This window comes from Cellulomonas algicola (genome assembly GCF_003851725.1).
GTDB classification, from domain to species: domain Bacteria; phylum Actinomycetota; class Actinomycetes; order Actinomycetales; family Cellulomonadaceae; genus Cellulomonas; species Cellulomonas algicola.
Genome location: NZ_BHYL01000284.1, coordinates 1 through 9,154 on the forward strand (window position 1 = coordinate 1; position 9,154 = coordinate 9,154).

Annotated in this window: 8 protein-coding genes; 6 read left to right on the forward strand and 2 right to left on the reverse strand. The window is 75.1% G+C overall.

Annotation, left to right across the window (positions count from 1 at the left end):
* The 4 genes from CTKZ_RS16500 to CTKZ_RS16515 form a co-directional block, all read left to right on the forward strand.
* Positions 1 to 447: RecQ family zinc-binding domain-containing protein (locus CTKZ_RS16500; RefSeq protein WP_200829784.1), on the forward strand; the 447-nt coding region annotated here is incomplete at its 5' end.
* A gap of 231 nt (positions 448 to 678) precedes the next feature.
* Positions 679 to 1,494, forward strand: coding sequence for an alpha/beta hydrolase (locus CTKZ_RS16505; protein WP_124343966.1), 816 nt, complete (start codon positions 679 to 681; stop codon positions 1,492 to 1,494).
* Between the two features lie 40 nt (positions 1,495 to 1,534).
* Positions 1,535 to 3,043, forward strand: a complete 1,509-nt coding sequence (locus CTKZ_RS16510) for an outer membrane protein assembly factor BamB family protein (RefSeq protein ID WP_124343967.1) — start codon at positions 1,535 to 1,537, stop codon at positions 3,041 to 3,043.
* 48 nt (positions 3,044 to 3,091) lie between these two features.
* Positions 3,092 to 4,531 carry an outer membrane protein assembly factor BamB family protein gene (locus tag CTKZ_RS16515; RefSeq protein WP_124343968.1) on the forward strand — a complete coding sequence of 480 codons (1,440 nt, stop codon included), beginning with the start codon at positions 3,092 to 3,094 and terminating at the stop codon, positions 4,529 to 4,531.
* Between the two features lie 48 nt (positions 4,532 to 4,579).
* Here the strand turns inward: CTKZ_RS16515 and CTKZ_RS16520 are convergent, their stop codons facing one another.
* Positions 4,580 to 5,779 carry a winged helix DNA-binding domain-containing protein gene (locus CTKZ_RS16520; protein WP_124343969.1) on the reverse strand — a complete coding sequence of 400 codons (1,200 nt, stop codon included), beginning with the start codon at positions 5,777 to 5,779 and terminating at the stop codon, positions 4,580 to 4,582.
* Positions 5,780 to 5,807: 28 nt separating this feature from the next.
* Positions 5,808 to 6,227: a VOC family protein gene (locus CTKZ_RS16525; RefSeq protein WP_124343970.1), complete on the reverse strand. Its 420-nt coding sequence runs from the start codon at positions 6,225 to 6,227 to the stop codon at positions 5,808 to 5,810.
* A gap of 212 nt (positions 6,228 to 6,439) precedes the next feature.
* On the opposite strand from CTKZ_RS16525, the gene CTKZ_RS16530 reads away from it, so the two are divergent.
* The gene (locus CTKZ_RS16530) at positions 6,440 to 8,719 is read left to right on the forward strand and encodes an exo-beta-d-1,3/1,6-glucosidase (RefSeq protein ID WP_124343971.1); all 2,280 of its coding nucleotides are present in this window, start codon (positions 6,440 to 6,442) and stop codon (positions 8,717 to 8,719) included.
* A 178-nt stretch (positions 8,720 to 8,897) separates the two neighbouring features.
* Positions 8,898 to 9,143: a PspC domain-containing protein gene (locus tag CTKZ_RS16535; protein WP_235843524.1), complete on the forward strand. Its 246-nt coding sequence runs from the start codon at positions 8,898 to 8,900 to the stop codon at positions 9,141 to 9,143.
* Positions 9,144 to 9,154: the final 11 nt, after the last annotated feature.

The window sequence follows — 9,154 nt, forward strand, 5'->3', positions numbered from 1 at the left end:
GTGTCACGCGCGCTCGCGGAGCTCGCCGCGGCCGGTGCGGTGCGCGACGACGGCGGGCTGTGGACCGCGACCGGCACGCCCGCCGGCGAGGCCGTCGCCGCGGTCGCCGAGGCCCGCGAGCGCCGCGCGACCCTCGACGCGTCGCGTGTCGAGCTCGTCCGCACGTACACGGACACGACCGACTGCCGCCGGCGCCTGCTGCTCGAGCTGCTGGGCGAGGTGCGCCCCGACCCGTGCGGCGCGTGCGACTCGTGCGACCGCGGCACGAGCGCGCCGGCCCGTTCGACGGGCGTCCGGCCCGGTCAGGCGGTGCGGCACGAGCGGTTCGGCGACGGCACGGTCTCGGTCGTCGAGGCGGACCGGCTCACGGTCCTGTTCGAGGAGCACGGGTACGTGACGCTCGACGCGGCCGTGGCGCTCGACTCGGAGCTGCTGACGGTCCGCTGACGCCGGCGCCGGCCCGCCGCAGGCTCGGCGGCCCGGCGTGCTCGCTCCCGTCCGCCACCGACATCGGTGTCGGTCGCCTGACCTGCGTCGCGACCCCTCTTCCGCGACGCCTGCACCCCGCGCCATGATCGGCACGGATGCCCGGTTCGTCCGGTGCGGCCCGCCGCACGTCCCGTCACACCGCACGACGCTCCACGTTCCCGCACCGAACGCCCGAGAAGAGGACGGACCATGGCGACACCCGACACGATCGTGCTCGTGCACGGCCTCTGGATGACCCCGCGCTCCTGGGAGCACTGGGTCCCGTACTACGAGGCGAAGGGCTACCGGGTGCTGACGCCCGGCTACCCCGGCTTCGAGATCGAGGTCGAGGCGCTGCGCGAGAACCAGGAGCTCATCGCGACGCTCACCGTCCCCGAGGTCGTCGAGCACCTGGCCGCCGTGATCGAGGGCCTGGACGCGCCGCCGATCATCATCGGCCACTCGTTCGGCGGGACGCTCACGCAGCTCCTGCTCGCGCGGGGCCTCGGCGCGGCGGGCGTCGTGATCGACTCGGCGCCGACCGAGGGCGTGCGGGTGACGCCTCCGTCGCAGATCAAGTCGCTCAGCCCCGCGTTCACGGACCTGCACAGCCGGCACGGCGCCGTCGCGTTCACCCCGGAGCAGTTCCACTACGCGTTCGCGAACACCCTGAGCCGCGAGGAGTCCGACGCGGCGCACGAGCGGTACGCGATCGCCGCGCCCGGCGCGTGGATCTGGGCGTACGGCCTCATCGCCAACTACAAGCCGGGTCACCAGGAGACGTGGGTCGACTACAGCAAGGACCGCGCACCGCTGCTGTTCATCGCGGGCGGGAAGGACCACATCATGCCCGCGTCGGTGAACCGCTCGAACGCCAAGCACTACGACAAGTCCCCGGCGGTGACGGAGCTGTTCGAGTTCCCTGACCGGGACCACTGGACGTGCGCGGCGCCCGGCTGGGAGGCCGTCGCCGACAAGGCGCTCGACTGGGCGGTCGAGCACGCCCACGCCCGCGCCGACGCCTGAACCGCCCCGCCCGGACGCTGCCCGGCGGTAGCGTCCGGGCATGGCGCGCGACGGAGGGCTCCGGCCCGTCGAGCTCGAGGAGCACGACGGTGATCCCGGCCGGTCCTCGACGCCGCACGACGGCGACGTCGCGAGTCCGGGTGCGACCGGGGGGTGGCGCGCGCACCACGGCAGCCGGCGCGGGGTGCTCCTGGTCGGAGCGGCCGTCGCGGCGGTGGTCCTCGTCCTCGGGGGCGTGCAGGTCGTGCTCGACCGGCGGGCGGCGGCCGTCGACGCGCGGATCGCCGCGCTGCCGGGGGCGAGCGCGGACGTCGGCACCGCGCTCACGACGCTCTGGCAGCTCCCGCCCGACCTGCTGTGGTACCCGCTGCTGACCCGGGGCACGGTCGGGATCGGCCCGGCGGTGCTGGACGACGGGGCGCACGCGGTCGTCGCGCGCGACCTGCGCACGGGCCGGGTGGCGTGGTCCGTGCCGATCGGTCCGCCGGCCCGGGTGCCCGAGGGTGGCTGGACGGGCTCGATCACCTGCGCGCCGCCACCGGCGGGCCTCGCGGACCCGAACCACGTGCCCGACGTCCTCGTGTGCCACACGTCGGACGTGCGGCCCGACATGCCCGACGAGCCCGGGACCGCCGGCACGGCGCCGGCGTCCGAGGCGTGGTCCCGCGTCGTCGCGGTGGACCTGCGCGCGCACTCCGTCCGGTCGTCCGTGGACGTCGCACGCACGCACGCCGCGGCGGTGCTGGGCGACGTCGTCGCCCTCGGACTCCTCGACGGCGAGCGGCACGTCGAGGTCGTGGCGGTCGACACGGCGACGGGCATCGAGCGGTGGCGGTACCGCGACCCCCAGCCGCTGCCCGAGTACGCCGAGGACTCGTCGTGGGTCTCGTTGAACGCGGCCGGTGGGCACGTCGTCGTCTACGGCCCCGACGGCGAGGCCTACGCGCTCGCCCCCGACGGCACACGCGTCGACGGCGTCCGGGCGGAGAACGGCTGGCTCGACGCGCGGTGGCTCGCCGTCCCCGCCCGCGACGGCACCAAGCGCGTGCTGCGTCCGGGCGAGCCTGACCTGGTGGTGCGGGGCACGCTCGCGCCGCGCACGCTCGGCGACGGCAGCGCGCCCGGTCTCGAGGTGTCGACCATCGGCTCGCGCGCGTGGGGCTGGGACGCGGCGACCGGCGCGCAGCGCTGGGAGAGCGACGTCGCGCTGTCGTCGCCGCTCGAGCAGACGGTCGCCGTCGTCGACGGACGCGTCCACACGACGGCCACGTCCGGCGTCAGGACGCTCGACGCGCGCACCGGCGAGCTGCTGTGGTCGTACGACGTCCCGGAGGGTGTCGTGCGCAGCGGCGTCATGTGCGACGGCCCCCACGTCACCTTCCTCACCAGCGCGGGCAGCGACCAGGGTGACCTGGCGCTCGTCGTGCTCGACCGCCGCACCGGCGGGCTCGTCCGGAGGATGCCGCTGCCCCCGGACGTCTCCTGGGCCTACCCGCTCGGGCCGTACGTCCTCGGCGCGACCGACGAGCGCGCGGTGGTCCTCGGCTGAGCGGTCCCCGGCCGGTGGTCGCACCGCCGCGCGGAGGTACCCTCGCGCATGGCCAGTGGCGAGCGACTCTCCCTCGTCGAGCTCGTCGAGGACGACGACCACGACGCCCGCACCCCCGACGCCAGGACGCGCGACGCGGAGGCCGCGCCCGTCCGGCGGTGGCGGCGTCCCGCGACGCTCGTCGGCGCGGTCGTCGCCGTCGTCGTGCTGGCCCTCGTCGTCGTGCAGGGCGTCGCGGACGCGCGGGCGCGAGGCGTCGACGCCCGGGTCGCCGCCCTGCCCGGCGCGCTGGCGGACGTCGGCGACAGCCTCGAGCCGCTGTGGACGCCCGACGACGCGTGGTGGCCGACGGCGACGTCCGGCGGGGCCGCGTTCGGCACGACCCTCGCGAGCGACGGGACGACGGCCCTCGTCGCGCGCGACGTCGACACCGGCGAGGAACGCTGGTCGGCGACCGTCGCGCCCGCGGTCCCCGGTGCACCTCCGACCGACGCACGGTGCGTCCCGCCGGAGGGCGAGGGTGCGCCCGAACCGGCGACGATGGTGTGCTTCGCGACCGACGCGCAGAGCTCGACCGGCTCGATCGACCCCGACGCGGCGTCCCGGCCCGGCACCTGGTCGCGGCTCACGGTCGTGGACCTGCGCGACGGGACCGTGGTCGCCGCGCACGACCTCGCGGAGCCCGCGCTGCACGCGGCGGTCCTGCGGGACGTGACCGCGCTCCTGCGCGTCGACGCCCAGGGGTACGTCGAGGTCACCGCGGTCGACCCGGTGTCCGGCGAGGAGGCGTGGCGGTACCGCCACCCCACGGTGCTCCCCGGCGCACGCGACGACCGCTGGTCGTACGTCACGGAGTCGGCCGGGCACGCGGTCGTGCAGACGCCGTTGCAGGTGCTCGTCCTCGACCCGGCGGGCCGGCTGCGTGAGGACCTGCGCAACGCCCAGACGTGGGCGGGGCCGTTCCTGCAGGCGTCGCGCGACGGGCGCACCCTCGTGGTCCGGGCGGGGCGGCCCGACCTCGAGGTGCTGGGCGACTTCGCGGCGCGGCAGCTCGACGACGGCAGCCTGCCCGGCCTCGAGGTGTCGTCGACGGGCGGCCAGGTCTACGGGTGGGACGCGGACACCGGCGAGCAGCGCTGGCAGGTGCAGCTCGACGTCGGCCCGATCTGGTCCACCCTCGTCGTCGACGGGCGCGTGCACCTGGCGACGCGCACGGGCGTCGCGGCGCTCTCCGGGCGGACCGGCGAGCTCCTGTGGTCCTACGACCTGGCGCCCGGCAGCACGCCCTCGCAGCTGCTCACCGACGGGCTGCACGTGCTGGTCGAGCAGGTCGACCCGCGGGGCGTCGACGGGTCGGTGCTCGTGGTGCTCGACCGCCGCACGGGGGCGCACGTGCGGGACCTGAGCATGCCCACCGGCGTGCAGGGCGTCATCCCGTTCGGGCACCGGCTCCTCGCCTTCGCGTCGGAGGCGGTCGTCCTGGGCTGAGTCACCGGCGCCGGACCTGCTCGACCACGGGCCGGTGCCGTCGCGACGTCAGGTGCCCTCGACGAGACGTGAGGCGCCCCGACCCCCGACGAGCGGTGCGGGGAACCGCGGCACGACCGACGTCCCCGCGAGCCACCCGCTCAGCCGGTGCGCCTCCGCCTCGACCGCGGTGGTGGCCTCCCGTCCGACGTCCTCCAACAGGTACAGCTCGACCTGGCCGTCCGCGGTGACGGTCCACGCGCCGACGATCCGCCCGTCCACCCAGATCGCCGCGCCGCCGTTGCCGACGGAGTCGTAGACCTGCGCGCGGTGCGGGCCGACGTACCAGTCCCGGTCGGTCCAGCCCATCGTCGTCGGGTCGAGCCACGGCAGCAGCGCGACCCACGGCTCGACGGGTCCGGCCGGGTCGACGTCGTCGGGCAGCACCCACCCGGTCGCGCCGCCGTCGAGCGCGACCTCGACGGCCCGGACGTCCGCGAGCGCGCGCCGCACGTCGCGCAGCGTCGACCCGAGCCACCACGTCACGTCAGCCTCGGTGGCGGGTCCGAACCGGCCGAGCCACGCGCGCACGAGCGTCGCGCGCGCCTCGTGCTCGTCGAGCGGCTCGATGTCGCCGCCGAGCCAGTCACGCGCGAGCACCCACGTCGGTCGGGACGTCGTCCAGCGGCCGAGGTTGCCCGCCCGCACGACCGTGCCCGACGCCTGCAGGCACGTGAGCACGCGGGACGCGATCGAGAAGGTGCCCGCCCATGGCTTGTCGCCGCCGTAGGCGACGCGCGCGTCGATCACCGCGAGCCGCTGCCGCAGCTGCGTGGACGTGAGCGGCTCCCCGTCCGCGAGCTCGGCGACCGTCGCGGCGACGGCCTCGTCGAACCACCGCGCGCCGTCGGTCGCGAGCCCGGCCGCCACGACGTCCTTGATCAGCCGACGACGCTCCGTCGCGGCGACCTTCGCGCTGCACGCGGCCTGCACGACGGGGAGCACGTCGCGCGGGACGGCGAACAGCGTCCGACGCATCGCGAGGTGCTTGATCAGCGTGCGGTCGACGTAGAACGCGCGGTCGAGGTCGTCGACGGTGAACCCGTCGGTGCGCGCCCACGCCGACAGGTAGAGGCCTGCAGGATCCGTCGCGTGCAGGCAGACGACGCTCGCGGCGGCGTCCTCGACGGTCGGGCGGCGATGCGGGCCCGCGACGGCGTGGCGTCGGGCGATCCGGGCGCGGCGCTCGGCCGTGTCGAGGTGCTGCACGGGCCGATCGTCGCAGGTGGTCCCGACGTCAGCCGACGAAGACGCAGAACGGGTGGCCGGAGGGGTCGGCGTAGACGCGCAGCGGCTCCTCGGGGTCGTCGGTGCGGTCGAACAGCAGGCGGGCCCCGAGGGCGGTCGCGCGCTCGTGGGCGGCGTCGAGCGCGGCGACGTCGGGCACGCTCGTGTCGAGGTGGAGCTGCTGCGGGACCGTGTGGTCGGGCCACGTCGAGGGCGGCAGGTGCTCGACCTTCTGGAACGCGAGCGGGACGCCGTCGTCGTTCCGCAGCACGAGCCAGTCGTCGCCGTTCGGGTCGGGCTCGCCGGGGGCGGGCGGCTCGTCGCCGTCGCGGTAGCGGAGCCCGAAGAGCTCGCGGTAGAACTCGGCGAGCCCGCGCGGGTCGGTGGTGTCGAGGACGACCTGGCGGATGACGGGACGGACGTCGGGCATCGGGGAACACCTCCGCGGGCCACACTGGTCCTGCCTGCCGGCGCCCGCCAGTCGGCGAACGCTCAGCGCGCGTCCCGCGTGGCCGATTTACTTACTGACCAGTTGGTAATTCTTCGCTAGACTCCTGCAACGCTCGAATCGATTCGCCCTCGTTCGGGCTCCGCTCGCACCCGCTCGTCCCGCCCGCACCGCCGCCGTGAGAGGACCCGTCCGTGCCGCACCCGTACCAGGACCCCGCGCTCCCCGTCGCCGAGCGCGTCGCCGACCTCGTCGGGCGGATGACCCTCCCCGAGAAGGTCGGCCAGATGATGCAGCTCGACGCGCGCGAGGACGTCCGCAGCCTCGTCGAGGACATGCACGTCGGCTCGATCCTGCACGCGTCCCCCGAGCACCTGCACGAGGCCGTCGAGCTCACCGCGCAGACGCGCCTGCAGATCCCGCTCCTGGTCGGCGAGGACTGCATCCACGGCCACTCGTTCTTCGAGGGCGCCACGATCTACCCGACCCAGCTCGGCATGGCCGCGTCGTGGGATCGCTCCCTCGCCGAACGCGTCGCGCGCGCCACCGCCGTCGAGGTTGCCGCCACCGGCATCCACTGGACCTTCTCGCCCGTCCTGTGCATCACGCGCGACCTGCGCTGGGGCCGCGTCGACGAGACCTTCGGCGAGGACCCGTTCCTCATCGGCGAGCTCGCGTCCGCGATGGTCGCCGGCTACCAGGGCGACGGCCTGCACGACCCGACCGCGATCCTCGCGACCGCCAAGCACTTCGCCGGGTACTCCGAGACGCAGGGCGGGCGCGACGCGTCCGAGGCCGACATCAGCCACCGCAAGCTCCGGTCCTGGTTCCTGCCGCCGTTCGAGCGCGTCGCCCGCGAGGGCTGCCGCACGTTCATGCTCGGCTACCAGTCGACCGACGGCGTGCCCGTCACCATCAACGACTGGCTGCTGTCCGACGTCCTGCGCGGCGAGTGGGGCTACACCGGCACGCTCATCACCGACTGGGACAACGTCGGCCGCATGGTCTGGGAGCAGCACATCCAGCCCGACCACGCGCACGCCGCCGCGGCCGCCGTGAACGCGGGCAACGACATGGTGATGACGACCCCGCAGTTCTTCGCGGGCGCGCAGGAGGCCGTCGCCGCCGGGATGCTGGAGGAGGCCGCGATCGACGCCGCCGTCGCGCGCATCCTCACGCTCAAGTTCGAGCTCGGGCTGTTCGAGGACCCGCGCCGTCCCGACGCCGCCCGGCAGGCCGAGGTCGTCGGGTCCGCCGAGCACACCGCGCTCAACGTCGAGGTCGCCCGCCGCTCGCTCGTCCTGCTGACGAACGACGGGACGCTGCCGCTCGCGGGCGGGCTGACCACCGACGCCGGCTCGGGCCGCGCGCTGCCCGCCGACCGCCCGCGTCGCGTCGCGGTCGTCGGACCCAACGCGGACGACCCCGACACGACCCTCGGCGACTGGGCCGGGCGCTCCGGTCAGGCGGACTGGCTGCCCGACGGCCACCCGCGCCACATGATCTCGACCGTCCTCGACGGCCTGCGCGACCACGTCCCCGGTGACTGGACCGTCACGCACGCACGCGGAGCAGACATCCTGACGCTCGAGCCCGACCCGGCCGGCGCGTTCTTCCCCGACGGCCAGCCCCGCCCGCCGGTCGTCGTGCCCGCCGACGTCGACGACGCGCTGATCGCCGAGGCCGTCGCCGCCGCGCAGGACGCCGACTACGTCGTCGCCGTCGTGGGCGACCGCATCGAGCTCGTCGGCGAGGGCCGGTCCACCGCCACGCTCGACCTCATCGGCGGGCAGGTCGCCCTGCTCGACGCGCTCGAGGCCACCGGCACGCCGATGGTCGTGGTCGTCGTCGCCTCCAAGCCGCTCGTCCTCCCCGCCTCCGCGCACCGTGCCGCCGCGATCCTCTGGGCCGCGAACCCCGGCATGCGCGGCGGGCAGGCCGTCGCCGAGGTGCTGCTCGGCCTGGTCGAGCCGACCGGCCGCCTGCCGATCTCGTTCGCCGCGCACGTCGGCCAGCAGCCCACGTACTACAACCAGATCCCCGGCCAGCACGGCGACCGGTACGCCGACCTCACGCAGCGCCAGCCGTTCGCGTTCGGCGAGGGGCTGTCGTACACGACCGTCGCGTACTCCGACCTGCGGATCTCGACGCCCGACGTCGGCGCCGGGGACACCGTCCGGGCGCAGGTCACGGTGTCGAACACCGGCGAGCGCCCGACGCGCGAGACCGTCCAGGTGTACGTGCGCGACGTCGTCACGTCCGTCACGTGGGCCGACAAGGAGCTCAAGGCGTACCGGCAGGTCGACCTCGCCCCCGGCGAGTCCGTCGACGTCGACCTCACGCTGCCCGTCGCCGACTGCACGATCGTCGACCGCCGCGAGCGCCGCGTCGTCGAGCCCGGCGCCTTCGACCTGCTCGTCGGCCCGTCGTCGCGCGACGAGGCCCTCCTGAAGGCCCGCTTCACGGTCGCCTGACTCCCCCGCGTCCACCCGCGTCCACCCGTGGACGCACGGGCGGACCCTGAGGACCGCAGGCCAGGTCCCAGGGTCCGCTCCGGGTCGGTCCCCGATGTGCCGAGCACGGCCTGCGCAGGAGGCTGGGATCACCGCCGAGACGCGACCGACGCGTCCGGCGGCCCAGGAAGGAACTCCCGTGAACATCCACGACCAGATGAGCCGCCAGGGACTGGTCCGACCCGTCCAGGGCCGCGTCCTCGCCGGCGTGTGCGCCGGCCTGGGTCAGCGGTTCGGCATCTCGCCGTGGGCGGCCCGGCTGCTGTTCGTCCTGCTGCTCATGGTCATCCCCGGCAGCCAGATCCTCGTCTACCCGATCCTCTGGATCCTCATGCCGTCGGAGTCCCCGCAGCCGGCCTACGCCTACGGGCCGCCGCGCGCCTGACCCGACCCACG

Coding starts and splice junctions, on each gene's coding strand:
- CTKZ_RS16505 (WP_124343966.1), top strand. CDS start 679: ATGGCGACACCCGACACGATCGTGCTCGTGCACGGCCTCTGGATGACC.
- CTKZ_RS16510 (WP_124343967.1), top strand. CDS start 1,535: ATGGCGCGCGACGGAGGGCTCCGGCCCGTCGAGCTCGAGGAGCACGAC.
- CTKZ_RS16515 (WP_124343968.1), top strand. CDS start 3,092: ATGGCCAGTGGCGAGCGACTCTCCCTCGTCGAGCTCGTCGAGGACGAC.
- CTKZ_RS16525 (WP_124343970.1), bottom strand. CDS start 6,227: ATGCCCGACGTCCGTCCCGTCATCCGCCAGGTCGTCCTCGACACCACC.